The organism is Amycolatopsis echigonensis (assembly GCF_014174495.1).
Classification (GTDB): Bacteria; Actinomycetota; Actinomycetes; order Mycobacteriales; family Pseudonocardiaceae; genus Amycolatopsis; species Amycolatopsis echigonensis.
In genome coordinates, this window is record NZ_JACJHR010000010.1 from 44,078 (window position 1) to 70,199 (window position 26,122).

Here is a 26,122-nt window from a genome sequence, read left to right on the forward strand (position 1 = left end):
AGCGTAACGAGCAGCGAGTGACGTCATCGGGCGCGGCGGGCGGCCAGCCTCTCCGAGCGCAGCGTGTCCACCTCAGCCAGCTCCAACGGCTTCAGCGCGTGGCCCATCACCCAGGACAACAGCAGGTCAGCGAGCTCGGGATTGCGCGCCAGCGCCGGGCCGTGAAGGTAGGTGCCGATGACGTGGTCGGTGACCGCGCCCTCGGTGCCGTCGCCGTTGCCGGTCCCCCGGACGACGCGCCCCAGCGGCGTGCTGCCCGGCCCGAGCACGCTTGCGCCCTGGTGGTTTTCGAAGCCGGTCAGCGGCGTCTCGAGCAGGTTCGGTTCGGCGATCAGCTCGGCCACCGCACGCTGCTGCGCCGGCTCGGTGACGAGATCGAGCAGCCCCAGCCCGGCGTGTTCGACGCCGTCGACGCCGCGGAAACGGTTGCCCAGGATCTGCAGGCCCGCGCACACGCCGAACACCGGGCGTCCGGCGTTCGCGGCGCTCCGCAGGCCCGGCGAGTTGCGCAGGAAGTCCGCGGCCAGCACCTGCGCCATGTCCTCCCCGCCGCCGAGCAGGTAGAGGTCCAATGTGGACGGCACCGAGGAGTCCAGCGAAACCGGCACCACCTCGGCGTCGTAACCGCGCCATTGCAAGCGTTTGCAGAGCACCTGTGCGTTGCCGGAGTCGCCGTACGTCCCCAGCACCTCGGGAAGCAAAAGGCCGATGCCGACCGTCGAATCAGACATCCGGCAACCGGTCCACCAGGTCACGGAAAGCAGTGTAGTTCGCGACGAGTTCGACGCCGCCGGGCGGCAGCGTGTCGATCGCGGCGACCGGGTCCGGCTCCGACCAGTGCGGCACCTCGGCGTAGCAAAGCCGCACCGCGAGATCCGCGCATCGCTCGCCGGCGACAACGACCTGACGGCCGCGCAACCGCTCGAAGTGCACGTCCCAGAGCCAGGAGAGGTCGCGGCCGTCCGCCTCGTGCGCGTTGACCGCGACGACGACCGGGGTGTCCTCGTCGAGCACCCGCAACGTTTCGGCCCAGCCAGCCGGATTTTTCGCAAGCATCAGCCGCACGGAGTGCCGGGTGCGGCGAATCGTGCGGTATCGCCCGCCGATATCGGTGATTGTGCGCAGCCGGGCCGCGGCGGTGTGCGGCGGTACGCCCACGCAGTGCGCGGCGGCGAGCGCGAGAGCGGCGTTCGCCCGGTTGGCCTCGCCGGGCAGCCGCAGGTCGAGGTCGACTTGCCGGCCGCCGGGCGTGTGGACCAGGTCGCCGTCGAGGGTCCAGGTCGGCTCCGGGCGAGCGAACGCGCAGACCGCGCAGCGCCATTCGCGGTCCGTGTGGGTGATCGCGCCGCCGCAGCGCGGGCAGGAGACGGAATCGCCCGACCAGCGCCGTCCGGTGCCGACCCACACCGGGCGCGCCGCCGCGGCGGCCGCCGACGTGACCAGGACGTCGTCGCAGTTCGCGACCACGACCGTGCGCGACAGCCCGGCGAACGCGGCACGCAGGTCGCGCTCCATCATCCGGACCTCGCCGACACGGTCGAGCTGGTCACGGCTGAGGTTGAGCAGCACGAGCGCCGCCGGCTGCACCTGCTCGGCCACCCACGGAACGTAGGTTTCGTCCACCTCCAGCACCGCGTACGGCGCGTCTGGGCGGGCAGCGAGAGCGGCCACCAGGCCGTCGGGCATGTTCGCGCCGTCGCCGTTGTGCGCGACCTCGGCGAGAGCTTCGAGCGCGCGGGTCAGCATCAGCGACGTAGTGGTCTTGCCGTTCGTGCCGGTGACGATCACGACCGTGCGGTCTTGACCGAGCCTGCGCAGCGCCTTGGGGTCGAGCCGCAGCGTGACGCGTCCGCCGATCACCCCGCCGCGGCCCAGCCGGGCGGTACGGGAAAACCACGCCGTCAGCCGCCCGGCAGCGACCGACGCCCGGGTGCGCAGACGTGTGGACATCACGACAAACCGTGCGGCACGAGTGCTGTGAATTTCCTGAGAGGGTGACTCCAGTCTCCGCTACTCTTTGTAAGTAGTCTTACCGATCGGAGGTTGAACCATTCGGAGCAACCTCCGACTCGCCAAATGACAGGGATCGGTCAAGATCTTCCGTCCATACATCGGAGGTGTTAGCGTCCAACCCCGCTTGATGGCACCACGCACCGGTGACCGGGAACGCAGAGCGACAGGCGGAGGGCGAACGTGGACGCAGCAGTACGCGGGCTGGACCAAAGCGGCACCCTGGAGCGCGGGCTGGCGGTGCTCGAACACGTCGGGCAGCACCAGGAAATCTCCACGAACGCGCTCGCCCGGCAACTGGGCTTGTCGCGCAGCGCGGCGTACCGGATCGTCGGCACCCTGAAGCGGCTGGAGTTCCTGGAGGCGGACACCGTCACCGGACGCGTGCGGCTCGGCACCCGGCTGGTCGAGCTGGGCGCCCGCGCGATGGCGGCGACCGACCTGCACCGCTGCGCGCCGCGGTATCTCACCGCGCTGGCCGAACGTTCCGGAGAGACGACGTACCTCGCGGTGCCGGACAACGACGCGATGGTCTACGTCGCGACCGAACGCAGCGCCAGCGCGGTCACGCTCTCCTGCCGCCTCGGTACTCGACGGCCGCAGCACGCGACGTCGCTGGGGAAAGCCTGGCTGGCCGCGCTGCCCGAGGCCGATCGGGTGGAGCGCGTGCGCCGGATGAAGCTGGACAGCCTCACCCTCAAGACCATCAATGATCCGGTCCGGCTGCTGGACGAACTGGCGCGGACCCGGCGTCGCGGCTGGGCCGTGGACGACCTGGAAAACGAGCCGGACGTCGGCTGCGTCGCGGCGGCCGTGCGGGACCACTCGGGCCGTCCGATCGCGGCGATCAGCGTCGCCGGGCCAGCGACCCGGGTGCTGCGCCGGGCGGACGAACTGGGCGCGACGGTGGCCGGGACCGCGGCCGCGTTGTCGATGCGGCTCGGGTACGTGCGTAACCGCTGAGGTCTTTCACCAGATCGGGTTGGGCGCCCTTTTTCTGCCGTCGCTACCAGCGGAAACAAGTTGTCCACAGGCGGGTCGACTTGTGGACAACCCTGGGGATGGCGGGGAGTGCGGCCAGGAACTGTCGGGCTGGTGGCGGACCGTTGCCGGCATGACGATCACTCCCGCACCGCATGGTGCCCAGCTACCTCGTTCCCGCTTCCAGCCTGCTGCACGACTCGGCCCGCTCCAGAAGCAGCGCGCGCTCCCGCTCGTTGCCGGTCATCTTCGCCGCGCGCTCGAATTCGGCGCGCGCCTCGTCCCGGCGGCCCAGTTTGTACAGAAAGTCGCCGCGCACGCTCGGCAGCAAGTGGTAGTTCTTCAGCGCGGGCTCAGCCAGCAGTTTGTCCACCAGCGCCAGCCCGGCTTCCGGCCCCTCGGCCATCGAGACCGCGACGGCCCGGTTCAGCTCGATCACCGGAGACGGCGTGAGCTGCGCCAGGCCCGCGTACAGCGCCGCGATCCGCGCCCAGTCGGTCTCGTCGGGAGTGACCGCCACGGCGTGGCAGGCGGCGATCGCGGCCTGCGCGGAATACGGCCCGTACGTGCCGTCCGCGAGCCGTTCGGACCGGGCCAGGGCGGTGAGGCCGCGCTGGATCAGCAGGCGGTCCCAGCGGCTGCGGTCCTGGTCCATCAGGAGCACCGGTTCGCCGTTCGGGCCGGTGCGCGCCGCCGAGCGCGACGCCTGGATCTCCATCAGCGCCACCAGGCCGTGCACCTCCGGTTCGCCGGGCATCAGGCCGGCCAGCACCCGGCCGAGCCGCAACGCGTCCTCGCACAGCGCGGGCCGCATCCAGTCGTCGCCGCGCGTCGCGGAGTAGCCCTCGTTGAAGATCAGGTAGATCACTTCGAGTACGGCGGGCACCCGTGCGACGCGCTCGTCGCCGACCGGCGTCTCGAACGGCACCTTGGCCTCGGCGAGCGTCTTCTTCGCCCGCACAATGCGTTGCGCGACGGTCGATTCCTTCACCAGGAACGCGCGAGCGATCTCGTCGGTGCTGAGCCCGCCGAGCATGCGCAGCGTGAGCGCCACCCGCGCCTGGGTGGACAGCACCGGGTGGCACGCGGTGAACACCAGCCGCAGCAGGTCGTCCTCGATCTGCTCGTCGTCGAGCACCGCGTCGAAGTCGGGCAGCACGCCCTCGCCGAGCTGTTCGGCTTCCCGGCCGATCTCGTCCAGCTTGCGGCCGAGGGTTTCGTTGCGCCGGAACAGGTCGATGGCCCGCCGCTTCGCGATCGTCATCAGCCAGGCGCCCGGGTTGCGCGGCACCCCGGTCTCCGGCCACTGTTCGAGCGCGGCGACGAGCGCGTCCTGCGCCAGCTCCTCGGCGAGGCCCACGTCGCGGGTCATCCGCGCGAGACCAGCGATCACCCGCGCCGACTCGATCCGCCAAACGGCCTCTACCGCATTTCGCGTGTCCACCGGCCCATCAGACCGGCCCGGCCCGCCCGAGGCAACCCTCGGGCGGGCGCGGCGTCAGAGCTCGCCCGCCATCGGACGGATCTCGACGGTGCCCGCACGCCGGTCCGGATTGGGCGCCCGCTTCATCAGCTCGACGATTTCGGCGAGCGACTCGCCCTCCAGGATCCACACGCCGGCGACGAGTTCCTTGGTCTCGGCGAACGGGCCGTCGACCACGCTCGGCTCCGTCTCGCCGTCGAACCACAGCAACCGGGCGCCTTCCGCGCTGGGCGTCAGCCCGGCGGCCTGCACGAGATGACCGGACGCGGCGAGTTCCTCGTTGAACCGGCCCATCTGCTCGATCAACTCGGCGCTCGGCGCGGCGCCCGCTTCCGATTCCTTGCTGGCTTTCACCAGCACCATGAACCGCATCAGTTCCGCGCGGCCTGCTCGCGCAGCTTCTCCTCGGCGTCCCGCAGTTCCGGAGTGAGGTTGTCGCCGAAGTCGTCGGCCTCGAAGATCCGCCGGATCTCGATCTCGTGGTGCGCGCCGTCGGTGTTGGGCACGCGCTTGATCCACTCCACGGCTTCCTCGAGCGAACGGACCTGGAGGATCCAGAAGCCGGCGATCAGCTCCTTGGTCTCGGCGAACGGACCGTCGACCACGCTGGGCTCGCCGTCTCCGGAGAACTTCACCCGGGCGCCCTCGGAGCTGGGCGCCAGCCCCTCGCCCGCGAGCATCACGCCGGCCCGCACGAGTTCCTCGTTGAACTTGCCCATCTCGGCGAGCAGCTCGGTGCTGGGCAGCTGGCCGGCTTCGCTCTCTTCGCTGGCCTTCATGATCACCATGAATCGCATCTTCGGGTCCCCTTCGCTCTCGGCTTGCTTTCACCCCTGCGTCGAACGGGCCGCAGCCGGATCGACAAGGTCCTCGAACTTTTTTTCTGGTCGCGAAATTAGCAGGTCAGGCGAGCTTCGGGAGCCAAAACGGGCATGGGAGAATCGTTGTCCGTGGCAGTACTCCCCGAAGCTCTCCGCGCCGCGCTCGACGACGAGCTGGCCCGGTACCCCGAATCCCGGCTCGCGCAGGCCGTGGAGCGGCTCAGCAAGCGTTATCGACAAGGTGACTCGGCGACGTCGCCGATCCTCTCTTCGGAGCTGGATGTCGTCGCGTACGCCGGATACCGGATGCCTGCCACGTACGCGGCAGTCAGCGCGGTGCTGGGCGAGGTGGCTGCCGCCGCGCCCGGATTCGCCCCGAAGACGCACGTCGACATCGGCGGCGGCACCGGAGCGGCAGTGTGGGCCGCGGCCGACGTATGGCCGTCGCTGGAGAAGTGCACTGTCTTGGAGCAGGTCGCGGCCGCGCTGGCGCTGGGCCGCAAGCTGGCGGCGAACGCCGACGAGCCGGCCGTCCGCACCGCGGTCTGGCAGCGCGGGCTGGTCGATTCCGCATCCGCGGCGCCGGAGGCCGACCTGGTCACCCTGTCGTACGTCCTGGGCGAGCTCCCCGAACGCGGCCGCGCCGACGTCGTCCAGTGGCTCGCCGCCAAGTCCGGTGCCGTCGTGCTCATCGAGCCCGGAACGCCAGCGGGATTCGCGCGGATCCGCGAGGCTCGCGAGGTGCTGCGCGGGATGGGCCTCAGCCTGGTGGCGCCGTGCCCGCACGACGACGTCTGCCCGATCAAACCGGGAGAGGACTGGTGCCACTTCTCCGCCCGGCTGCCCCGAAGCGGGGTGCACCGGCGGATCAAGTCCGGCACCCTGGGATTCGAGGACGAGAAGTTCTCGTACGTGGCGGCCACGTCGGCACCGGTCGACCGTCCGTCGGCCCGGATCATCCGGCATCCGCGCAAGCACAAGGGGTTCGTGCAACTCGACCTCTGCGCGGTCGACGGACTCGCGCCCGGGACAGTCGTGTCGAAGCGGCATGGCGTGCGGTACCGCGCCGCCCGCGACGCGGACTGGGGAGACGCCTGGAGCGTGGAGTAACCCGGGGACAGTTCCTCCGGCAGCGGTGTCTGGACGGCCGCGTCGGCTCCGACTTCCTGGTGCCAGCGGAGTTGAACCGGAGAGGACACCCCATGGACTTCCACGAGCGCTGCGCCGAGATCCTGCGGCAGACAGAACAGCTCGCCGCGGCCGTCGAGGGCGCGGACCGGACGGTGCGGGTCGCGGCCTGCCCGGAGTGGAACCTCGGGCAGCTGCTCGATCACGTCGGGACCGGGCATCGGTGGGCGGAGGAAATCGTGCGCACGCGGGCCGACCGTTGGCCGCGGGAGGACGAACTCCGGAATCCGGTGGGCACCCCGCGCCCGGAGTCGTGGCTTGTAGACGGCGCGAAGGCGTTGGTGGCGACGCTGCGCGAAGCGGGTCCAGAGGCCGAAGTGTTCACGCCGGTGCCGAACGGGCCGCAACGAGCGGCGTTCTACGCGCGCCGGTTCATGAACGAGACGCTGATCCACCGCGCCGACGCGACACTGGCCGCGGGCTGGAAGTTCACCGTCTCGCCGGAAGTCGCGCACGACGCGCTGGAGGAATGGCTGGAACTAGGCTCGCTGCCGCAACTGCTGGAGCAAGTCCCCGAACGGCGCGAACTGCTCGGCCCGGACCGCACGATCCACCTCGCGCCGATCGACCACGCGGCGTCCTGGACAGTCGACCTCACCGGCGACCAGCTGGCCTGGCATCCGGGTCCGCCGTCAAACGCGGCGGTCACCGTAGCCGCACCGCTGCGCGACCTGCTGCTGATGGTCTACGGCAGGCTGCCTTCAGAGATCGCGCACCGCACCGGCGACACGGAGTACCTGGACCGCTGGCTCTCGCTCGTCAGCTTCGGCTGAGCCGGTCAGTCCCAGCGGATCGGGAGGCTCTTGATCCCGTTCTGGAAGTTCGACCGCAGCCGGCGGGGTTCGCCCGCGAGACGGACCTCGCCGAGCTGGTCGAACACCGCCGCGAACAACGCCCGCATCTGTATCCGCGCGAGGTGCGAACCGAGGCAGAAATGCGGGCCGTGGCCGAACGTCAGGTGTTCGCTCGGCGCGCGCGTCACGTCGAACACGTCCGGGTCGGGAAAGACCGTCTCGTCGCGATTGGCCGAGGAAAACCACACCACGACCTTGTCCCCGGCCTTGATGTCCACATCGGACAGCCGGGTGTCCTGTGTCGCGGTGCGGCGAAAGTGCATCACCGGCGTGTGCCAGCGCAGCATTTCTTCGACCGCACCGGGAAGGAGGCTCCGGTCGTCGAGCAGCTTGCGGTACTGCTCGGGATGCGCGAGCAACGCGGCCATGCCGCCGGGGATGCCGTTGCGCAGAGTTTCGTTGCCAGCTACGGAAAACAACCAGAAAAGGTTCTCGAACTCCTCGATCGACACGCGACCGCCGTCGTCGTCCACGTACCGCATCAGGTTGCTCATCACGTCGTCGCCGGGGTGCGCGCGTTTGTGCTCGCCGAGCGCGTGCGCGTAGGCGTAGAGATCCGGCATTCCGGCGCGGCTGCGCGGATCTGGCATCTGCCCGTCCGGTCCGGGTTCCGGGCGCACGGCGAGCGCGGCACGGGCGAGGTCGGTGACGTCGTCGGCTCTGACTGTCGCGCTCACCGCGTATTCGGCGTCCTGGAAGCCGATCACGCGGTTGCTCCAGTCGAACATCAGCCTGCGGTCCTGCTCGGGCACGCCGAACACCTCGGCGAGCGTGAGCAACGGCAGGTCGGCGGCGATGTCCTTGGCGAAATCGCATTCGCCGCGGTCGGCCACCGCCGCGACGAGATCCCGTGCCCAGCCTTCGATCCGTTCGGCGATCCGGCCGACCGCACGCGGGGTGAACGCCTTGGTGAGCAGCCCGCGCAGCCTGCCGTGCTCGGGCGGGTCCATGTTGAGCATCATCCGGCGCACGTATCGCAAGTCCTCGGCGGTGGCCGGGTCGCGGATCTGTGTGCCGCCGAGCTGCGACGAGAACACCGCCGGGGTGCGGAGCACGTGCCGCACGTCGGAATGGCGCAGCACCGCCCAGAAGTCGCCGATCCGCGTCACCGGCGTTTCCCGGCGCAGACGGGCGAGCAGGTCGTAAGGCACGCCCGTGACGTAGGTGTCCGGGTCGGCGATGACAGCACTCGACACGGTCCGACCCTAGCCCCGAGACCGCCGCCTGCGGAAAGATCCGTCCGGTGGAAAAGCTGAAGCTGCGCGTCACCGGACAAGGCGAACCACCGGTCCTGCTCCTGCACGGGCTCGGCGCGACTGGCGCGGTCTGGGACGGCCTCGCCGGCCAGCTCGACCGGCGGCTGCTCGCGCCGGACCTGCCCGGGCACGGCGGCTCGCCGCGGCTGCCCGAGTACACGTTCGAGGCGCTCGCGGCCGCGGTCGCCGATGCGCTGGACGAGCCCGGTCCGGTCGCCGTGCTCGGCCATTCGCTCGGCGGTGTCGTCGCGCTGGAGCTGGCGAGCGGCCGCTACGGGCTCGACGTCAGGAGCGTGCTGGCGGTGGGCATCAAGGTGGAGTGGAGCGATGACGACCTGGCCCGGGCCGCCGCGATGGCAGCCCGTCCGCCGCGACTGTTCGATACCCGAGAGGAGGCCGAGACCGCCTATCTGAGGGTCGCCGGGCTGACCGGTCTGGCTCCGGCCGACCCGGACGGTGTGACCGAAACCGCGGGCGGCTGGCGGCTGGCCCTGGACCCGCCCACCTTCGGCGTCGGCCGTCCGGACATGCCGGGCCTGCTGGCCGCCGCGCGCTGCCCTGTGGTGCTCGCCACCGGCGAAAACGACCCGATGTGCCGTCCCGAGCAGCTGCGCTCTCTCGTTCCCGAGGCAGTGGTCCTGGCCGGGCTCGGGCACAACGCGCACGTTGAGGACTCGGCCGCGGTAGCGGCACTGCTCACCCCGCGGGCCGACTGAGCAAGCGCTTAGACTGACCGGGTGACGACGATCGATCCGACCCGGACCGGGCTAGACCAGCTCCTGAAGCTCGAACCGCTCGAGCTGAACCTGTTCCGCGGCTGGTGCCACCAGGGTTCGCCGCAGCGGGCGTTCGGCGGTCAGGTCGCGGCGCAGGCGCTCACCGCGGCCGGCGCGACCGTGCCCGCCGCGCGGCGCGTGCACTCGCTGCACGGCTATTTCATCCGGGGCGGCCGCACCGACATGCCGATCATCTACGAGGTCGAACGCACCCGCGACGGCGGTTCGTTCACCACGCGCCGGGTCGTCGCGATCCAGAACGGCGAGAGCATTTTCAGCCTGTCCGCGTCGTTCCAGACCGAGGCGGAAAGCAGTGCGCACCAGGCGCGGATGCCGGACGTCCCGGCCCCGGACGAAGCGGGCGTCGTCGAGCAGGACCGCTCGCCGATCGTTCTGTCCGCCATCGAAGTCCGCTTCGTCAGCAACCCGGAAACCGGCCTGCCCGACACCGGCCGCGGTCCGCGTCAGCAGATCTGGGTGCGGGCGAAGGACGCATTGCCGGACGCCCCGCTGGCGCACGTCTGCGCGCTCACTTACATCTCCGACATCCGGCTGGCGGGCACTGCCCTGCTGCCCCACCGCGACGACCCGGGCGAGCCGCAGCTGACGTCGCTGGACCACGCGGTGTGGTTCCACCGTCCGTTCCGCGCGGACGAATGGCTGCTTTTCGACATGGAAAGCCCCAGCTACGCGAGCACTCGGGGGTTGACCCACGGCGAATTCTTCACCACCGACGGGCGGCTCGTCGCCTCAGTGACGCAAGAAGTACTGCTGCGCAGGCGCTGACTCAGTCCGATGTAGACAGTTCAGCCGAGCCGGACGCGCACCGGCCCGACCGGCTCCGCGGCAGTCTTGGCAACCGGCTCGCGCAGCACCTTCGACAGCTGCCACGCCTCGAGCCCGGCGAGAACGGTGTTGGCGACCACGAGCACCAGATACAACCCGGCCTGCACCGAAAGCCGGAACGGGTGCTGGTCGGAAGCACCGGCCAGCAACGAAATGTGGCATGCGACCACGACCACCATCGAGGCCGCGGACAACCCGCCCAGCACGATGAGCAACGCCCGCAGCGCCCGGGTGCGCCGCCAGTTCAGGTAGCCGGTCTGGACCAGATCCGGCGTGCTGACCATGACCAGCCCGCAGCCGTAACCGGAAAAACCGCCGACCACGCCGCCGCCCGCGACCAGCGCGGTCGTCAGGTGATACGAAACCGGCACCCGGTAGGCGGCGAGGATCGCGGCCACGCAGACCAGCAGCCCCAGCGGCAGGTGCGGCCAGCCGTACAGGGGAAGCCGACGCTCCATCCGGAGAATCGTCGGCAGATCGATATCGCGGTACGCCTCGGGGTCGCGCAAAGCCATTCGCACCGTTCCTCTCGTCCCGGAAACCCCCGGTGTGTGCGCGGTGACCGGCGAAGCCTAGGGCAGGCCGCCCGGCCGTGCAAAATCCGCCGGAACCCGCCGATCGGCGGGACCAGATCACCGGCCCCTCTACTTTCGCACCCGGCCTCCGAACCTCCGGTCAACCGGGGAAGACCGCGTGACCCACGCCACCCGTCAGTCCGCTCGCATCCTCATGACCAGCAGGAACTTTCCCCGAACCCGCGTTCATTTCTTCCGCTTCCGGAGGGGCCTTCCCGGGATGTCCGGTAGAGCGATTTTCTGTCGGTGGTGCCAGTTAGGCTGCAGGCATGAACACCGACGAACCCACCGTCGCCGCCGAAGATCTCGCCCAGGGCCAGTGGTTCTGGCACGAACCCGCTCCTGGCCTGCGTTCCTGGCCGCTGCAGGTGGCCACGGCCGAGATCCTGGAAGACGCCGTCCGCATCATCACCACCGACGAGGTCCGCGAGCTGGTCTCGTACGCCCGCGACCGCCGGGTCCGCCTGGCCGTCGCCTCCTGAGCCGCCACATCGACAGCACCACCACTGGGGAAATCTGGGGGACCGGGCCGGCCGCGCACCCGCGAGCGGCCCGTCCTATATGGACACCGCACCCGGCGCTTCGGCCTTCGGTCGGATCTCGCGCTGAATTCCTTGTCTTTTCAGCAGGCTTGCCGCCCTGCGCCCACCACGCCACGGCTGCCCGACGATGGTCGTCAGTCCGGTGCGACGTTCCGCTGAGCGGACTCGTCATGTCGAGCTCGCCTGCTCACGGCCCACATTCATCACAGTCGCGGTACCCGAGCGCTTCGCGTGATCGCGTCGCGGTGGTAAGACTTCTCCGCTCCAGCACGCATGCCGTATCGCGGTCTTCGGCTCTTCGGCGCCGAAGTTACCAGTCCACATTGGTGTGACGGCCGGACCACACCGCGTCTGCCGGTCGAACAACCGCACTGCACCGCGCAGCCGCCATCGCATCCGCCCTGCGCAACGCCTAACTGCATCAGCGCGGTGCATCGCTGTGTGCTGACTGCTGCACACGCTGGCGCAGCCCAGTAACCATGTCGCGATCGTCGCCAGCCACGGGTGGGGAATCCGTTGCCTCGTAAGCAAAGCTCGTCCGCGCCGGTCCTTCAGTTAGGCAGGAAGAAGAGCGTCGACCGGGGCCATCCGCTCAATGCGACAAAACCGGGCCTGGTCAGCGGGAAAGGACTCCTCGCAGCAGGACGTCCAGGAGGTGCCGAGCGCGGGAATCCCACTCGTCCTCCTCCAGGCGGGTCAGGTACCCCGACAAGATGAAGAAGTCGCGCGCGTCGATGTCACCGCGGATCGTTCCTTCAGCCTTTCCGGCGTCGAGCAGGAGGGTGATGGCGTCGCCGAGCGGGCCGTGGCTTTCTTCGGACAGGCCTTTCCACACCGCGGTTTCCAGTGCCGCGAAGACGCCGCGCTTGACTCGCGCGTATTCGGCGATCCGGTCGAACCAGCGGGACAGCGCCTCGACCGGATCGTGGGCGGCCAGCAGTTCCGGGGCCAGCGCGACCAGGTCCTCCACCTCCTGCCGGTACACCTCGGCAAGCAGGTCCTCGCGCGTCGGGAAGTGCCGGTAGAGCGTTCCCTGCCCGACCCCCGCCGACTTGGCCACCGCGTTCAGCCGCAACTCCCCGGAACCGGCGATCGCCTCGCGGGCGATCTCGACGATCCGCTCCCGGTTCTCCCGGGCGTCCGCCCGCTGAGCCGCGCTCATCGCCGCCTACCGGTACCTGTGGAAACGCGCATACCGCAACGGTATCGCGAACCGGGCGAGAGCTGCATAATCTGCGGCCCGGCACGCCCGCCAGTGACCCAGGCAAGCCCGGGGCACAGCAGCGCCACTGCCCCTCCATGACCAAGCGAGGAGAGCGGCGTCCCCGGCCGTGCCCACGCCGACCACCCCAACGCCGCTCCCGGCACAACCAGCGCCCCAACGCGTTGTCCGGCAAGCAACCCCGGCCATTGATAACCGCCACCACCGGGTTGAAACACGCCACGCATAACTCGCCGATTCGATTGACAACCCTTCCAGCCCCAGCAGAGGCTGGTCACAAGCTGCCCATGCCCGGAGCGGTCCGGTTACCCTGTCAACGAGCCGAAAACCGCACCGAAAGGCCTACCCGGCACTCGTCCCGACTTCTCTGGTGAGGAAAACGATGTCTCTCGAGCACCGCGCACCGTCCGACCCGGCCGACGACAGCCAGGACCGGCGGGTGGCCGCGCTGGAGGAGACCGTCGCGGGGCTGGTTCGGCGGGTCCGGGTGCTCGAGGCCGAGGCGGAGATCCGCCGGGTGCAGGCACGCTACATGTTCCTCTGCGATACGCCGTGCCCGGAGTTCGGTGTCGCGGGCGACGACGAGCGGATCGACCTCATCATGGAGCTCTACACCGACGACGCGGTCTGGGAGGGCGTCGGCGAGTACTACGACGGGCAGTTCGGGCGGGCGGAAGGCGCCGCCGCTATCCGGGCGCATTTTCAGCGGTTCTGGGGCGAGAAAAAGGACCCCGCGCTTCTGCTCAACGCGCATTACCTCACCTCCGAGCAGATTCACGTCGACGGTGACGAGGCCACCGGGCAATGGATCCACATGCAACCGTGGCTGTTCTCGGACGGGAAAGCGCTCCTGCGGTCCAGCCGGTTGAACAACGCGTTCCGCCGCGTAGACGACACCTGGCGGATCACCCGCACTCGCACCGAAAACGTCTTCATCGCCCCGCTGCCAGAAGGCTGGGCCAGCGACTATCCCTCGGCCTCGGTGCTGATGAAGCCATGAGCGACGACCCGGTCGTGCACGTGGTGGACGACGACGAGGACCTCCGGCAGTCCCTGGTGTTCCTGCTGGAGAGCGTCGGCGTGCAGGCGTTGACGTACCCGGACGCCCAGACGTTCCTCGACGAGTTCGATCCGGCCGAACCCGCGGTCGTGATCGTCGACGTGCGCATGCCCGCGATCAGCGGTTTTCAGCTGCAGGAAAAGCTCGCCGAAATCGACTGTCCGGCTCCGCTCATTTTCTGTTCCGCGCATGGCGACATTCCAATGTCGGTCCGTGCGCTCACCGCGGGGGCGGTCGATTTCCTGGAGAAGCCTTACCAGGCCCAGCGCATGGTCGAGGTGGTCCAGACGCAGCTCATCGAGGCCCGCCGACGGTTCGCGGAGCATGCGGAACGGCAGGCGGTCCGGGCTCGGCTCGACACGCTGACCCAGCGCGAGCGTGAGGTGCTGCGGCTGGTGGTCGACGGGATGCCCAGCCAGGCGATCGCGCACCGGCTCGGCACCAGCGTCAAAACCGTCGACGTGCACCGGGCGCGGATCAAGGCGAAGACGTCGGCGGACAGCCTGGGGACGCTCGTCCGCGACATCCTCACCCATCGCGTCACCGTTTGAGCGCGGTCTCCACCCAGCGGCCGGTGCCCAGCAGGGCAGCTTCACCGGAGGCACTGCCGACCAGCTGCAATCCCAGCGGCAATCCCGCCGCGTCGCGCAGTCCAGGCACGGCGATGACCGGCAGGCCCAGCGCCTGCCACGGGCGGCTGAGCACCGGGTCTCCGGTCGCGGCCAGGCCGGAAGGGGCCGAACCAAGCGCGGCTGGGGTGAGGACGGCGTCATAGCCGGTCACGATCTCGGCGAGTCGCGAAGCACCGGAAGCGACGACGTCCAGTGCGGCCTCGTATTCCGCGCGCGGCATCTCCGCGCCGGTACGCAGCAGTTGCGCCAGCGGGTCGCTGAGCCGGTCCGCGGAAGCAAGCTCAACGGAACGTTCCCGCGCCGCTTCGTAGGCCATCACCACGGGATGCGCGGCAGTCAAAGCAGCAACCACTGCCGGATCCGGGAATTCGTCGACCACGGCACCGGCGGCTCGCAGCTGAGAAACCGCGGTACGAAGCGCCTTCTCCATAGCTGGACTCACATCCGGCGAGGACCACACCAGCAATCGCTGTACCGAAGCCTCCACCTCCGGCTCCCCGGACAGCGCGGACCAGGCCAAGGCCAGATCGGAAACCGTCGCGGTGAACATGCCGTGGCTGTCCAGGCTCGGGCTCAGGCCGGTGACACCGTCGACCGGGAACCGGCCCCGGCTCATGACCAGCGAGGCGACTCCGCAGAACGCGGCCGGTCGCGTGACCGAACCTGCGGTTTGGGACCCGAGCGCCAACGGGACGTGTCCAGCGGCAACGGCAGCGGCGGAACCGCTGGAGGAGCCACCGGGCGTGTGGCCAGGCGCAGCGGGGTTATCCGTGGGGCCGGGCGCGAAGAAGGCGAATTCCGTGGTGACCGTCTTGCCGATCGGCACCGCACCGGCCCGCCGCCATTCGCGGACGATCGAAGCGTCCACAGTGGCCGGTGGAGCGTCCGCACGCAACACCGAACCGCAGCGGGTCGGAAGTCCGGCCAAGTCGATGATGTCCTTGACGCCCAAGGGAACCCCGCCGATCGGACCTGCCGAGGCAGGCACGTAAGCAGACGAAACCCAAGCGTTGAAAGAAGCCGCAGCGATTCGCGAGCGGGCCTCCGCCACGGCGGCTTCCGGCGTTGTCCGGCCGGCGGCGAGATCGGCGACCAGGGCGCGCAGCGACCACGGACCGGTCACGGCTGGGTCCAGGCGGCGTCGGCGGTCCAGTAGTCCATGCCGCTGGCGCTGACCGCGTGCCGCCACTCGGACGTCCGGCGCAGCAGCGGCTCGACGCGGGCGGTGGCCTCGTCGGCGGCGTCCGGCCCGTCGGCCGGGGCCTGCCAGTGCACCCAGTCCAGCTCGCGGCCGTGCTCGTCGTGCACGAAGAGGTCGACGTGCCGCCAGCCGTAGCCGTGCGTGTCGTTGTAGCAGGTCAGGGTCATCCGTTCCACGGGTTCTCCTCAGGCGCTGAGTGCGGTAAGCCGGTGGAAACGGCGCTGGAAGTACACCAAAGCACCGGTGTCCGGCGCGGTCAGCACCTTCTCGATCTCCACGAACAGCACCGAATGCGACCCGTGTTCCTGTTCGGCGACGATCCGGCCGACCAGCGACGCGGCCGCGCCGCGCAGGACCGGGGCGTCCTCGCTGTCGAGGTCCCAGCAGTCCTGATCGAACCGTTCGGCGGTCGGCACCTTCGTCGCGCCGGCAAAGTGCATGGCCAGGTCCTCCTGGCCGGGGCCGAGGACGTTGACGCAGACCCGGCCGTTGCCGACCAGGATCGCGTGCGACCGGCTCGACCGGTTGACGCACACGAGCACGGTCGGCGGGCTGTCGGTGACCGAGCAGGCGGCGCTCACCGTCATCCCGGCGAGGCCGTGCGGGCCTGCGGTGGTCACGACGTTGACGGCCGCGGAGAGGTTGGCCATCGCGGTGCGGAATTCGCGCTGGGTCCGGGTCAGCTCGGACACGGTGCCTCCTAGTACTGGGGCCGGGGCTGTCCCGACCGTACAAAGCCGCACCGCTCGCGCGATATCGAGAACTTCCCCGGCACAGCTGAAGAATTCCTAACCCGGGCCGGTCGCGGGCAGTGCGAAGCCGAAGCGCGAACCGCCGCCGGCGCGGTGTTCGGCCCAGATCGTCCCGTGCTGGCGGGTGATGATGCGGTGGCTCAGTGCCAGTCCGATGCCGCTGCCGCGCTCCTTCGCGGTGAACGACTCGTCGAACGGGTTGCGCGGGAAGCCGCGGCCGCGATCGTCCACGGTGACCACGCCGGTGTCGCCGTCGCGGCGCGTGGTGAGCACGAGGCTGCGCCGCTGCGGCGGACACTGCGCCATTTCCTCGATCGCGTTGAAGCACAGGTTCAGCACGACCTGGCCGGTCAGCACGCGTTCGCAGTGCACCGGCACCGCGTCCGCGGACCGGTCGAACGTCACCTCGATCGCGGCCGGTTCGGCTCGCAACCGCACGAAATACAGGCATTCCTCGACGATCTCGTTGAGGTCGGCGACCTGCTCCACGTGCTCCAGATGCCCCACGAACGCCCGCACGGACGCCACGATCTGGCTCGCCCGTTCGATCTGCCGGACGGCGCTGTCGATGCCGTACACGACCGGCGCGGCATCGAGCGTCCGCGACCGGACACCGGCCAGGAAGTTGCCTGCCGCGGCGAGCGGCTGGCTCAGCTCGTGCGCGATCGCCATCGCCATGTCGCCCATCGCGGTGTAGCGGGCCAGGTAGTTCTCCCGGTGCAGCTCCCGCTCGCGCCTGACCTCGCCGCGCACGCGTTCAGACACGTCGTGGAGCAGCAGCAGAAACGCGTCTCCACCAGGCTCTCGAAGCCGTTCGACGCTGCCTTCCAGCCACACGCGACCCTGGATTTCCAGTCGCACCTGGGTGGCAGGCGTCGCTCGTTCGCGGACCTCCTCCCAGGTGGCCGGACGGTCTTCGAGGCGCAGACCGGCGTAGTCGGTCAGGCGGCCGAGCGGCTCGTCCGGCGTCGCGCCGAACAGCGCGACCGCGGAGTCCGTGGCGAACCGCAGCTCGCCCGAACCGTCGAGCATCAACGCGACCGCCGACGTCTGCCGGGCCAGTGCGTCGACCCAGGACGTGGTCAGCCGCAGCTCACGCTCGATTTCCTGCTCGCGTTCGATATCGCGGAACTGCACCATCACCGCCGGGCCCTGGGCCAGCTCGACCCGGGTCGCCACCGCGTCCGTCGGAATGACCCGGCCGGATTTCGTGCGGTAGTGCCATTCGATCCGGCTGACGCCCTTGTCGACCGCCTCCTGCAGCCACGCCCGCCCGATCACCCGGTCGTACTGCTGCGCGGAGCTGCTCATGTGGTTCGCCTTCAACGGCCGCAGCTCGGTGACGCTCCACTCGAGCATCTCGCAGGCAGCCGGATTGGCCCACAGGATGTTCTTCGTCGCGCCGTCGTGCACGAGCACGCACGTGCGGCTCGCGTTGAGCATCGCGACGAAATCGTGCGTCGTCAGCTCGGGCGCGCGCGGGTCTGCCTCCATCGGCTCAGCGTAAAGCCCCTGGCTGGCGGCTCGCACTGAAGAAATCCCCTACGCCCGCTCAGGCACTACCAATTCCCGCGCGGCGGCGGGGTTCGTACCGTCGGAGCGACCGCACCGGCATTCTGAGGAGCAGCGATGAGCGAAGTCACCATGGAGGAGGTGCTCGCCGAGCTCGCCCAGCGCAAGGACGAGTTCCAGCAGCAACGCTACGTTCCGCGCGACTTCGTCGACCGGCTCAAGCAGCTCGGCGTCTACCGGGCCAGCACTCCGGCGAAGTTCGGCGGCAATCCGCTTCCGCCCGCCGAATTCCTCCGCCTGATCGAGCGGATTTCCACAGTGGACGGTTCGACCGGCTGGGTCGCCAGCTTCGGCTCGTCGCTGATCTACCTCGCCGCGCTCCCGCTGGACACGCAGGCCGAGCTGTACAAGGACGGTCCGGACGTCGCGTTCGCCGGCGGTCTCTTCCCGGTCCAGCCCGCCCCGGCGACCGAAACCGGCTTCCGCGTGGACGGCCGGTGGAAGTTCGCCAGCGGCTGCATGGGCGCGGACATCCTCGGCGTCGGCATCCCCGGAGACGAATCGACCGGCGGGAAACCGCGCACCGCGCTGCTGCGGCCCGAGCAGGTCGAAATCGTCCAGGACTGGGACGTCGTCGGCATGCGCGGCACCGGTTCGTTCGACCTGGTCGTGCGCGACGTCGAGGTCCCGCGCGAGTGGACGTTCATCCGCGGCGGCGCGCCCACGGTGGACGAACCGCTCTACCGCTACCCCACCATCGCTTATGCCGCACAGGTTCTCGCCATCGTCGGCGCGGGCGTCGCGCGCGCCGCTCTCGACCACGCCCGCGAGGTCGGCGCTGGCTACACCGGTGTCACCGGTGCGCCGAAGCTCGCCGACCGCGGCTATTACCGCACCGGGTACGCCGACGCCGAGGCCGCGCTGCGGTCCGCTCGCGCCTGGTTCTACGAGGTCAGCCACGAGGTCTGGGACACCGTCGTTTCCGGCGACGAAGCCACCGACGAGCAGAACGCCCAGTTGCGGCTTTCGTCCGCGCACCTCGCGAAGACTGCGTCCGAGGTCGTGTCGAAGCTCGTCGAGATTTCCGGCACCGCGCCGATCTACTCGACCCATCCGCTGCGTGGACTTCAGGGCGACGCACTGGTACCCAAGCAGCATGCGTTCCTGGGCCCGGCCATCCACGACGCCGCCGGTGCGGTCCTCATGGGACAGCCGCCGACCAGCCCCGGATTCCGCTGACCAGCCACCACCACGACGAGGAGTCTCCGACTGTGAGCACGCAGCCCCTGCGGGTGCTTTTCTGCATCGGCATCAACCAGAACTTCTTCGACCTGCCCGCCGACGGCATCACCATCGGCGACGTCTGGCAGGCCTTCGTGTCCATGATGGACCAGCTGAAAGCGTTGCCGGGCATCACTTTCATCGGCGATATCGACGATGACGCGCACATGGTCGGCCCGTCCGACGGCTGGCCGTGGACCTGTTACATCCTCGCCGACGCCGACAGCCAGGAAACCGTCAAGGCCGGGTGCAACCTGCTGCGCACCACGGAGGTCGGCAGCAATGGCGTCAAGCTGTGGCGGTTCGCCAAGATCGAAGCCCGGATCGGCCGTCCGCTGACCGTCCGCGAAGACGTCGAACTGCCCGACTGAACCGGAGACCTGATGACTGAGAACGCCAGCGTTCCCGCCGATTTCGCCGAAAGCGACCGCGTCGCCGCCCGGCTTTACACCGACCCGGAAATCTTCGAACGCGAGATGACGCAGATTTTCGAGCGTTCGTGGGTGTGGGTCGCGCACGAAAGCGAATTGGCCCAGCCGGGGAACTTCAAGTCCACCTATGTCGGCCGCCAGCCGGTAATCGTGACACGGGACCGCAAGGGCACGCTGCACACGATGCTCAACCGCTGCCGCCACCGCGGCGCGAGCCTGTGCGAGAAGCCGAGCGGCAAGGCCAACGGCTTCACCTGCCCGTACCACGCCTGGAGTTACGGCCTCGACGGCAAGCTTCGCGGCATCCCCTACCCGGACGGCTACGAAAGCGTGTTGGAAAAAGGCGAGCTGTCGCTGAAGAAACTCCGCACCGAGTCGTACGGCGGCATGATTTTCGCGACCTTCGCCGAGGACGGCGAATCGCTTGAGGACTTCCTCGGTGACGCGAAACTGTGGATCGACCGTTTCATGAAGCAGGGCGGCGGCTACCCGATCAAGGTCCTGGGCAAGCACCAGTTCACATTCCGCGGCAACTGGAAGATCCAGCTGGAGAACACCACCGACGGTTACCACTTCCCGATCGTGCACCGGTCGTGGATGGCTTCGGTGGACGCGGAAACCGCCGACATGATGTCGTTCATGACCGATCCGTCGGCGATCACGCACGCGCTCGGCAACGGCCACAGCGTCATGCAGATGGTGCCGGAGCACTCCGATCTGGACGTCGACGACGGCACCGAACCGCTGCAGGCCCGGTTCGACCACGTCGTGGCGGAGCTTTCGAAGACGCTGGACGAGGCGCAGGTGCGCAAGGTCGTCCGGGCCATGCACGGCACCGGGTTCAACCTCAACCTGTTCCCGAACGTTTCGATGTCCGCCGCGTTTTTCCGGGTGCTGCGGCCGATTTCGGTCAACGAAACCTTGATCGAACACGTCGCGATCGGCCCCGACGGACCGCCGGAGCTGGACGTGGTGAACCGCGAACGAATGCGCATCCACGAACACTTCCAGGGCCCGTTCGGCTTCGGCACGCCCGACGACGCCGAGGGCTGGGACCGCGTGCAGCGCGGTGCGCACGGCGGCCCGGACCTGCCGATTCTGGTCAACCGCGGTCTGGCGCGGGAAAAGGCGAGCCCCGAAGGCTGGCCGACCTCGCACGTCACCGACGAAACCGGCATGCGCGCCGCGTACGCCCAGTGGAAGGAGATGATGGGCGATGACTGAAACCATCCCCACCACCGACACCCGGGTCGCGCGCGCCGTCGACCTCGTCAACCGCGAGGCGGAACTTCTGGACCGCCCCGAGTACCACGCGTGGGAAAAGCTGTTCACCGAGGACGGCATTTACGTCATCCCGATCGACCGGGAAACCGACGATTTCGCCGGCTCGCTGAACATGGTCTACGACGACGCGCGGATGCGGCAGATGCGCGTCGCGCGGATGACCGAGGGCTACGCGCTCGCCGCCGTCGATTCGGCTCGCACCGTGCGCACGGTGTCGCGGTTCGTGCCGGAATCCGTTACCGACGAAGAAGTCGTGCTGCGTTCGGCACAGATCCTGGTCGCCTACAAGCGCGGCAACCACGACCTGTGGGCGGCGGATCTGGTGCACCGCATCCGGTTCTCGCCGGAAGGTCCCGAAGGCGACCGGATCGCATTGAAGGTCGTCCGGCTGGTCAACAGCGACGACGCCGTTCCGGCCGCGGGATTCCTGCTGTGAGCGCGCCAGCGGAGCCGCACGTCGCCGTGGTCACCGGCGGCGCGAACGGTCTCGGGGAAGCGATCGTCCGACAGCTGCACGCCGAGGGGTACCGCGTCGCGATCGCGGACGTCGACGGCGAAGCGGCCGAAAAACTGGCCGCAAGCCTTGGCAACTGCCACGGATACCCGGTCGACGTGCGGGATCGAGCGGCGCTCGCGCAGCTGAAGGACGACGTTGTCCGCGATTTCGGCAGCGTCCAGGTGCTGGTCAACAACGCGGCCCGCACGCAGGCGCGGCCGCTGATGGAGATCACGCCGGAAGACCTCGACGCGGTCCTCGCGGTCAACTTCACCGGCACGTTCACCGCCTGCCAGATCTTCGGCGCGTACTTCGCCGAGCGGGGTTACGGGCGGATCGTGAACATGGCGTCGCTGGCCGGGCAGAACGGCGGCACGGCGACCGGCGGGCACTACGCGTCGTCCAAGGGCGCGATCATGTCCGCGACGAAGGTGTTCGCGCGGGAACTCGCGCCGCGCGGGGTCACCGTGAACGCCGTATCGCCCGGCCCGCAGGACAGCCCGATGGTGCGGTCGATCGTCGGCGAGGACAACCTCGAAGCCTTCACGAAGAACATCCCCGTCGGACGGCTCGGCGACCCGGCGTTCATCGCACGGATGGTGTCGCTGCTCGCCTCGCCCGGCGCGGCCTCGGTCACCGGGGCCTGCTGGGACGCCAACGGCGGACTTTACCTGCGCTGAACCGCTGGAAACGGAGAGCCGATGCCGAACACCGTGGTCCGTGTGGCCGAGGTCGTCGAGGAAGCGCCTGGGATCCGGGCGCTTCGCCTCGTGCGCGCCGACGGCCTGCCGTTCGACCCGCATCCCGCCGGCGCGCACGTCGATGTCATCGGTCCGACCGGGATCCTGCGTCAGTACTCGCTGTGCGGACGGCCGGACGACACGTCGTCGTTGTTGATCGCGGTGAAGCGGGAACCGGATTCGCGCGGCGGTTCCGAGGCGTTGCACACCGTCGCGGAGAACGACAAGCTCGAGATCGGCGAGTTCCGGAACCTGCTTTCCCTGGCCCCGGACGCTGATCGGCACGTGCTGATCGCGGGCGGGATCGGCATCACTCCGTTGCTGAGCCTGGCTTATCAGCTGCACGCGGACGGTGCGGAATTCGAACTGCACTACTTCGCGCGCAGCCGGGAATCAGCCGCTTTCGTTTCCCTGCTTGAAGAACAGGCGGAATTCCGGGATCGAGTGCTGCTGTACTTCGGCGTACCGCGCGGTGAACAGCCCGCTGTACTCGCGGAAGTGGCGGCTGGGCTCAGCTCCGCCGGGCACGTCTACACCTGCGGCCCGGAAGGGTTCATGGAGCAGGTCGCCGGCGTGTTCGCGCCGGTGGTCGGCGAAACGCGGGTCCACGTCGAACATTTCACCGCGGCCGAGATCGACACGAGCGGCGACCGGCCGTTCACCGTCGAACTCGACACCGGCGAGGTATTCGAGATCCCGGCCGACCGGTCGATTCTGTCGGTGCTGACCGACAACGGGATCGAGGTGTTCAAATCCTGCGAGGAGGGCATCTGCGGCTCGTGCGTCTCCGGAGTGCTGGAAGGCACGCCGGAGCATCGGGACCAGTGTCTTTCGGCCAGTGACAAGGCTTCCGGCGACCAGATGGCGCTGTGCGTGTCGCGTGCCCGCTCTGAAAAACTGGTGATCGAACTGTACTGAGACGTCGCGGCCGGGATCCACGCGATCCCGGCCGCGACGTCTATTAATTGATCGATTTTATTTATCAATCCGCCGTAAATCGGACTTTGCCTCCTCCGTCGCGCTTTCCTAAGCTGTGTCCACCGTTTCCCCATTACCGGACACTCCGCGCATTTAGCGCGCGACGACGAAAGGCCTGCCATGGCCAAGCGCAACGAAGCGCACTCTCCCGGCGTGCTGCGGCTCGGGTTCGCCGCGGGCGTCGGCACTTCCCTGGAAATGTACGATTTCTCGATCTACGGCACCGCGGCGGCTCTTGTATTCGGGTCAGTGTTCTTCAAAACCGGCAACGCCTGGTTCGGCACCTTCATGAGCCTCGCGACCTTCGCCATCGGTTTCGTGATGGCCCCGCTCGGCGCGGCGCTTTTCGGCTGGCTCGGCGACCGTCGCGGCCGACGCACCGCGCTGTACGCCGCGTTCCTTCTGATGGGTTTCGCGACGCTGGGCATGGGCGTACTCCCGCCGTACGCGGTGATCGGCATCGCCGCACCGCTGCTACTGGTCGGGTTGCGCCTGCTGCACGGTGCCGCTCGCGGCGGGGAAAGCGCTGGCGCGGCCGTGTTCGCCGTCGAGCACGCGCCCGAAAAACGGCGGGGCCTCTACGGTTCCTTCGTCGCACTCGGCTCGCCGATCGGCGTCGTGCTGGCGAACCTGGCTTTCGCGCTGGTTCTCCTGTTGCCGAACGACGAGGTCATGAATTGGGGCTGGCGGCTTCCGTTCCTGGCCGGCGGCATCGTGCTGGCCATCGGGATCTGGATCCGCCGCGGCGTTTCGGAAAGCCCGGAATTCGAGAAAATGGCCGCCGCGCGGACGCAGGCGAAAAAGCCGCTCGCTGATGTCCTCCGCTCGAATTGGCGACGGCTCCTGCTCATCGCCGGCGCGAACCTCGGCCTCACCGCCAGCACTTTCGCGCTCGTCACGTTCATGCTGTCCTACGCGACCGCCGCCGCCCCGGAAGGACTCGGCCTCCCGCGCGCCCCGATCGTCACCATTTCGACGATCACCCTGCTGTGCCACGCCGCGGCGAACGTCGGAGCCGCCTGGCTGTCCGACCGGATCGGCCGCAAACCGGTGATGCTGACCGGCTCCGTCCTGTCGATCCTCGCCGCGCTCGTGATGTTCCCGATCGCGTCGGCGGGCACCATCAGCTCGGTGTTTCTCGCGCTGCTGCTGGGTTTCACCGCCACCGGAATCCTTTTTGGACCGATGTACACCTGGTTCGCCGAACTGTTCCCGCGCGAGCAGCGCCAGTCCGGCCTCGGCGTGGGCTACCACGTCGGCGCGGTGCTGGGCGGCGGACTGTCGCCGATGATCGCCAACCGGATCGTCGCGGCGACCGGCGACGCCATCGCGGTCGGCTATTACCTGGCCGCGCTGCTCGTGCTGAGCCTGGTCTGCCTGCTGGTCCTCCCGGAAACCGCCCCCGCGCGCCGCGCCGCGAAACCGGCTCCCGAACTGGTCTCGTGACGCCTCGGCAAGACTAGGCGCCATGTCTGAGATCGACGAAGTCCTGGACGCGGTCGGCCCGAGGCTGCGGACGCTGCGCAACCGGCGCGGCATCACCCTGGCGGACCTGTCAGCGGAGACCGGCATCTCGGAAAGCACCCTGTCCCGGCTGGAAAACGGCCAGCGCCGGGCGAACCTGGAACTGCTGCTGCCGCTGTCCCGCGCCTACGACGTGCCGATCGACGACCTGGTGGGCGCTCCCCGTGCCGGCGACCCGCGCGTCCACCTGCGCCCGATCCATCAGCACGGGATGACCTACGTGCCGCTCACCCGGCGGCCGGGCGGGGTGCACGCGTACAAAATGCTGATCCCCGGCCGCCCCGCGGAACCGGCGCTGAAAACGCACAGCGGTTACGAATGGCTGTACGTCCTCAACGGCCGCCTCCGCCTGATCGTGGGCGCGAAGGACCTGACCGTCCCGCCCGGCGAGGCAGCGGAGTTCGACACGACCGAACCGCATTGGCTCGGCTCAGCCGACGGAGGCGCGGTCGAGCTGCTGATCCTCTTCGGACTACAGGGCGAAAGGGCACACGTAGAGCCACGGATGACCTGATTCTGGACAGGACGTAACACTTTGGATGATTAGTACGACCTTTTGCGGCACAGTCCATCGCGAAAGGCTCACATGTCCGCCCCTGACTATCCTCCGCCGCCCGCACCCCAGGCGGCCCCGCCGGTCCACCCGGTCCCGCCGAAGAACGGCCTCGGCACCGCCGGGTTCGTGCTCGGACTGATCGGCCTGATTTTCTCGTTCATCCCGCTCATCGGGTTCATCGCGTGGCCGCTGGTGATCCTCGGGATCATCTTCTCCGCGCTCGGCTTCGCCCGGACGCGGTCCGGAAAGGCCACGAACAAGGGCCTCTCGATCGCCGGTCTCGTGCTGTCGGTGATCGGCCTGGTGATGTGCATCGTGTGGGTCGTGACGGCCGCCAAGGTGGTCAACGACGTCAACAACGAGGCCAACCGCACCGTGACGGTCCACTACGAGGTCACCGGCACCGCGAAGGACGCCTCGGTCACCTACACCACCTTCGGCGACGGCAACGCGTCCACCAACCAGGAACAGCCCAAGTCCCTCCCGTGGTCGAAAGACATCTCCACGAAGGGCCTGTTCAAGGGCGGCACCCTCTCGGTGACCACCGGCACCGAGGGCGGAGACGTGACCTGCAAGGTCGTCGTGGACGGCAAGGAAACCAAGACGGCGAAGGCGTCCGGCAACTTCGCGACCGCCTCCTGCGACGGTTTCTGACCGCTTGAAACTCCCTCGCGGCGGCCCGAGCACAGACGTGTCCAGGCCGCCGCGAGCGCGCGTCGGCTGGTACCGGAAAACAGGCTCGAAACTGGATCTGGTGGGCACCAGATGGATCTCGGACAGTGAGAGACAGGACTGAGAGAACCCACCCCAGCGAGGCAGTCATGTCGGCACAGATACTCCCGCTGAACCACCGCGAGCGAGCCACCCTCGCCGCCGTCGGCCTCGGCCGCGCCGAGATGACCTGCAGCTGCGAACCGGATCTCTACATCGACGGCGTCGCGTGCTGCGACCAGTTCACCGCCCACCGCCTCGCCCGGCTCGCCTTGGTGGTCCCGCTGCGCGCCGGCCGCCGCGGCGAGCGCGTCCCCGCGCTCCTCACCGACGCCGGTCGAGCCGCCATCGGTGTGCCGGCCGCCGACTTGCCGCGGTCCGCTGCCTGAACCCGCTGTGAGACAAAGCCT

Annotated in this window: 30 protein-coding genes; 18 read left to right on the plus strand and 12 right to left on the minus strand. The window is 68.9% G+C overall.

All coding sequences use genetic code 11. The features are described 5' to 3' along the window. Positions 1 to 23: 23 nt before the first annotated feature. Both H5411_RS09485 and H5411_RS09490 read right to left on the minus strand, forming a co-directional pair. Complete coding sequence (locus H5411_RS09485; RefSeq protein ID WP_101437239.1) at positions 24 to 731, minus strand: type 1 glutamine amidotransferase; 708 nt, start codon at positions 729 to 731, stop codon at positions 24 to 26. Next, on the minus strand, positions 724 to 1,950 hold the full coding sequence (locus H5411_RS09490) for a MurT ligase domain-containing protein (protein WP_101437238.1): 1,227 nt from the start codon (positions 1,948 to 1,950) through the stop codon (positions 724 to 726). Before H5411_RS09490 ends, H5411_RS09485 begins: the two co-directional genes overlap by 8 nt. A gap of 243 nt (positions 1,951 to 2,193) precedes the next feature. Between H5411_RS09490 and H5411_RS09495 the strand changes: the two genes are divergently transcribed. After that, positions 2,194 to 2,973, plus strand: a complete 780-nt coding sequence (locus H5411_RS09495; protein WP_183123601.1) for an IclR family transcriptional regulator — start codon at positions 2,194 to 2,196, stop codon at positions 2,971 to 2,973. A gap of 184 nt (positions 2,974 to 3,157) precedes the next feature. Here H5411_RS09495 and H5411_RS09500 read toward each other — a convergent pair whose 3' ends face one another. The 3 genes from H5411_RS09500 to H5411_RS09510 are packed head-to-tail and all read right to left on the minus strand — an operon-like array spanning position 3,158 to position 5,271. After that, positions 3,158 to 4,435 carry an RNA polymerase sigma factor gene (locus H5411_RS09500; protein WP_101437237.1) on the minus strand — a complete coding sequence of 426 codons (1,278 nt, stop codon included), beginning with the start codon at positions 4,433 to 4,435 and terminating at the stop codon, positions 3,158 to 3,160. A gap of 54 nt (positions 4,436 to 4,489) precedes the next feature. Beyond that, complete coding sequence (locus H5411_RS09505) at positions 4,490 to 4,846, minus strand: YciI family protein (protein WP_101437236.1); 357 nt, start codon at positions 4,844 to 4,846, stop codon at positions 4,490 to 4,492. Beyond that, positions 4,846 to 5,271 carry a YciI family protein gene (locus H5411_RS09510; protein ID WP_101437235.1) on the minus strand — a complete coding sequence of 142 codons (426 nt, stop codon included), beginning with the start codon at positions 5,269 to 5,271 and terminating at the stop codon, positions 4,846 to 4,848. The genes H5411_RS09505 and H5411_RS09510 overlap by 1 nt, the downstream gene beginning before the upstream one ends. A gap of 135 nt (positions 5,272 to 5,406) precedes the next feature. Between H5411_RS09510 and H5411_RS09515 the strand changes: the two genes are divergently transcribed. Beyond that, positions 5,407 to 6,405, plus strand: coding sequence for a small ribosomal subunit Rsm22 family protein (locus tag H5411_RS09515; protein ID WP_183123602.1), 999 nt, complete (start codon positions 5,407 to 5,409; stop codon positions 6,403 to 6,405). Positions 6,406 to 6,497: 92 nt separating this feature from the next. Further along, on the plus strand, positions 6,498 to 7,256 hold the full coding sequence (locus H5411_RS09520) for a maleylpyruvate isomerase family mycothiol-dependent enzyme (protein WP_183123603.1): 759 nt from the start codon (positions 6,498 to 6,500) through the stop codon (positions 7,254 to 7,256). Between the two features lie 5 nt (positions 7,257 to 7,261). On the opposite strand, the gene H5411_RS09525 is transcribed toward H5411_RS09520, so the two are convergent. Beyond that, positions 7,262 to 8,533: a cytochrome P450 gene (locus tag H5411_RS09525; protein ID WP_183123604.1), complete on the minus strand. Its 1,272-nt coding sequence runs from the start codon at positions 8,531 to 8,533 to the stop codon at positions 7,262 to 7,264. A 47-nt stretch (positions 8,534 to 8,580) separates the two neighbouring features. Here H5411_RS09525 and H5411_RS09530 point away from each other — a divergent pair, with 47 nt between their 5' ends. Together H5411_RS09530 and H5411_RS09535 are read left to right on the plus strand one after the other, a co-directional pair. Beyond that, positions 8,581 to 9,309, plus strand: coding sequence for an alpha/beta fold hydrolase (locus H5411_RS09530; protein WP_183123605.1), 729 nt, complete (start codon positions 8,581 to 8,583; stop codon positions 9,307 to 9,309). Between the two features lie 21 nt (positions 9,310 to 9,330). Beyond that, positions 9,331 to 10,155 (plus strand): acyl-CoA thioesterase, encoded by an 825-nt coding sequence (locus H5411_RS09535; RefSeq protein WP_101437230.1) that lies wholly within the window; start codon positions 9,331 to 9,333, stop codon positions 10,153 to 10,155. A 20-nt stretch (positions 10,156 to 10,175) separates the two neighbouring features. Here the strand turns inward: H5411_RS09535 and H5411_RS09540 are convergent, their stop codons facing one another. Beyond that, complete coding sequence (locus H5411_RS09540; RefSeq protein ID WP_101437229.1) at positions 10,176 to 10,730, minus strand: hypothetical protein; 555 nt, start codon at positions 10,728 to 10,730, stop codon at positions 10,176 to 10,178. Between the two features lie 329 nt (positions 10,731 to 11,059). Here H5411_RS09540 and H5411_RS09545 point away from each other — a divergent pair, with 329 nt between their 5' ends. Further along, positions 11,060 to 11,272, plus strand: a complete 213-nt coding sequence (locus H5411_RS09545) for a hypothetical protein (protein ID WP_037354589.1) — start codon at positions 11,060 to 11,062, stop codon at positions 11,270 to 11,272. 676 nt (positions 11,273 to 11,948) lie between these two features. Here H5411_RS09545 and H5411_RS09550 read toward each other — a convergent pair. After that, positions 11,949 to 12,494, minus strand: a complete 546-nt coding sequence (locus tag H5411_RS09550; protein ID WP_183123606.1) for a TetR/AcrR family transcriptional regulator — start codon at positions 12,492 to 12,494, stop codon at positions 11,949 to 11,951. 442 nt (positions 12,495 to 12,936) lie between these two features. Between H5411_RS09550 and H5411_RS09555 the strand changes: the two genes are divergently transcribed. Both H5411_RS09555 and H5411_RS09560 read left to right on the plus strand, forming a co-directional pair. Further along, positions 12,937 to 13,554, plus strand: a complete 618-nt coding sequence (locus H5411_RS09555; RefSeq protein ID WP_220816732.1) for a nuclear transport factor 2 family protein — start codon at positions 12,937 to 12,939, stop codon at positions 13,552 to 13,554. Beyond that, positions 13,551 to 14,165: a response regulator transcription factor gene (locus tag H5411_RS09560; protein WP_009084166.1), complete on the plus strand. Its 615-nt coding sequence runs from the start codon at positions 13,551 to 13,553 to the stop codon at positions 14,163 to 14,165. The genes H5411_RS09555 and H5411_RS09560 overlap by 4 nt, the downstream gene beginning before the upstream one ends. Here H5411_RS09560 and H5411_RS09565 read toward each other — a convergent pair. From H5411_RS09565 to H5411_RS09580, 4 genes are all read right to left on the minus strand, one after another. After that, positions 14,155 to 15,369 carry an amidase gene (locus tag H5411_RS09565; protein WP_183123607.1) on the minus strand — a complete coding sequence of 405 codons (1,215 nt, stop codon included), beginning with the start codon at positions 15,367 to 15,369 and terminating at the stop codon, positions 14,155 to 14,157. The genes H5411_RS09560 and H5411_RS09565 overlap by 11 nt on opposite strands. Beyond that, on the minus strand, positions 15,366 to 15,614 hold the full coding sequence (locus H5411_RS09570; protein WP_101440991.1) for a hypothetical protein: 249 nt from the start codon (positions 15,612 to 15,614) through the stop codon (positions 15,366 to 15,368). Before H5411_RS09570 ends, H5411_RS09565 begins: the two co-directional genes overlap by 4 nt. An 18-nt stretch (positions 15,615 to 15,632) precedes the next feature. Beyond that, positions 15,633 to 16,139 (minus strand): flavin reductase, encoded by a 507-nt coding sequence (locus tag H5411_RS09575; RefSeq protein ID WP_101437226.1) that lies wholly within the window; start codon positions 16,137 to 16,139, stop codon positions 15,633 to 15,635. A gap of 96 nt (positions 16,140 to 16,235) precedes the next feature. After that, a complete protein-coding gene (locus H5411_RS09580; protein WP_183123608.1) occupies positions 16,236 to 17,693 on the minus strand; it encodes a PAS domain-containing sensor histidine kinase in 1,458 nt (485 codons plus the stop codon). A 135-nt stretch (positions 17,694 to 17,828) separates the two neighbouring features. On the opposite strand from H5411_RS09580, the gene H5411_RS09585 reads away from it, so the two are divergent. The 10 genes from H5411_RS09585 (at position 17,829) to H5411_RS09630 (ending at position 26,101) form a co-directional block, all read left to right on the plus strand. Beyond that, on the plus strand, positions 17,829 to 18,950 hold the full coding sequence (locus H5411_RS09585) for an acyl-CoA dehydrogenase family protein (RefSeq protein WP_101437224.1): 1,122 nt from the start codon (positions 17,829 to 17,831) through the stop codon (positions 18,948 to 18,950). 32 nt (positions 18,951 to 18,982) lie between these two features. Next, positions 18,983 to 19,363: a hypothetical protein gene (locus H5411_RS09590; RefSeq protein WP_037715910.1), complete on the plus strand. Its 381-nt coding sequence runs from the start codon at positions 18,983 to 18,985 to the stop codon at positions 19,361 to 19,363. 12 nt (positions 19,364 to 19,375) lie between these two features. After that, positions 19,376 to 20,647, plus strand: a complete 1,272-nt coding sequence (locus tag H5411_RS09595; RefSeq protein WP_183123609.1) for an aromatic ring-hydroxylating oxygenase subunit alpha — start codon at positions 19,376 to 19,378, stop codon at positions 20,645 to 20,647. Continuing rightward, positions 20,640 to 21,143 carry an aromatic-ring-hydroxylating dioxygenase subunit beta gene (locus H5411_RS09600; protein ID WP_101437222.1) on the plus strand — a complete coding sequence of 168 codons (504 nt, stop codon included), beginning with the start codon at positions 20,640 to 20,642 and terminating at the stop codon, positions 21,141 to 21,143. Before H5411_RS09595 ends, H5411_RS09600 begins: the two co-directional genes overlap by 8 nt. After that, complete coding sequence (locus H5411_RS09605; RefSeq protein WP_183123610.1) at positions 21,140 to 21,883, plus strand: SDR family NAD(P)-dependent oxidoreductase; 744 nt, start codon at positions 21,140 to 21,142, stop codon at positions 21,881 to 21,883. The genes H5411_RS09600 and H5411_RS09605 overlap by 4 nt, the downstream gene beginning before the upstream one ends. Positions 21,884 to 21,904: 21 nt before the next feature. Then, positions 21,905 to 22,861 carry a PDR/VanB family oxidoreductase gene (locus tag H5411_RS09610; protein ID WP_183123611.1) on the plus strand — a complete coding sequence of 319 codons (957 nt, stop codon included), beginning with the start codon at positions 21,905 to 21,907 and terminating at the stop codon, positions 22,859 to 22,861. 180 nt (positions 22,862 to 23,041) lie between these two features. Next, positions 23,042 to 24,367, plus strand: coding sequence for an MFS transporter (locus tag H5411_RS09615; RefSeq protein ID WP_101437219.1), 1,326 nt, complete (start codon positions 23,042 to 23,044; stop codon positions 24,365 to 24,367). 22 nt (positions 24,368 to 24,389) lie between these two features. Then, a complete protein-coding gene (locus H5411_RS09620) occupies positions 24,390 to 24,959 on the plus strand; it encodes a helix-turn-helix domain-containing protein (protein ID WP_183123612.1) in 570 nt (189 codons plus the stop codon). A 72-nt stretch (positions 24,960 to 25,031) separates the two neighbouring features. After that, entirely contained in the window at positions 25,032 to 25,655 is a 624-nt protein-coding gene (locus H5411_RS09625; RefSeq protein ID WP_101437217.1) for a DUF4190 domain-containing protein, read from the plus strand. Positions 25,656 to 25,822: 167 nt separating this feature from the next. Continuing rightward, complete coding sequence (locus H5411_RS09630) at positions 25,823 to 26,101, plus strand: hypothetical protein (RefSeq protein WP_101437216.1); 279 nt, start codon at positions 25,823 to 25,825, stop codon at positions 26,099 to 26,101. Positions 26,102 to 26,122 lie beyond the last annotated feature (21 nt).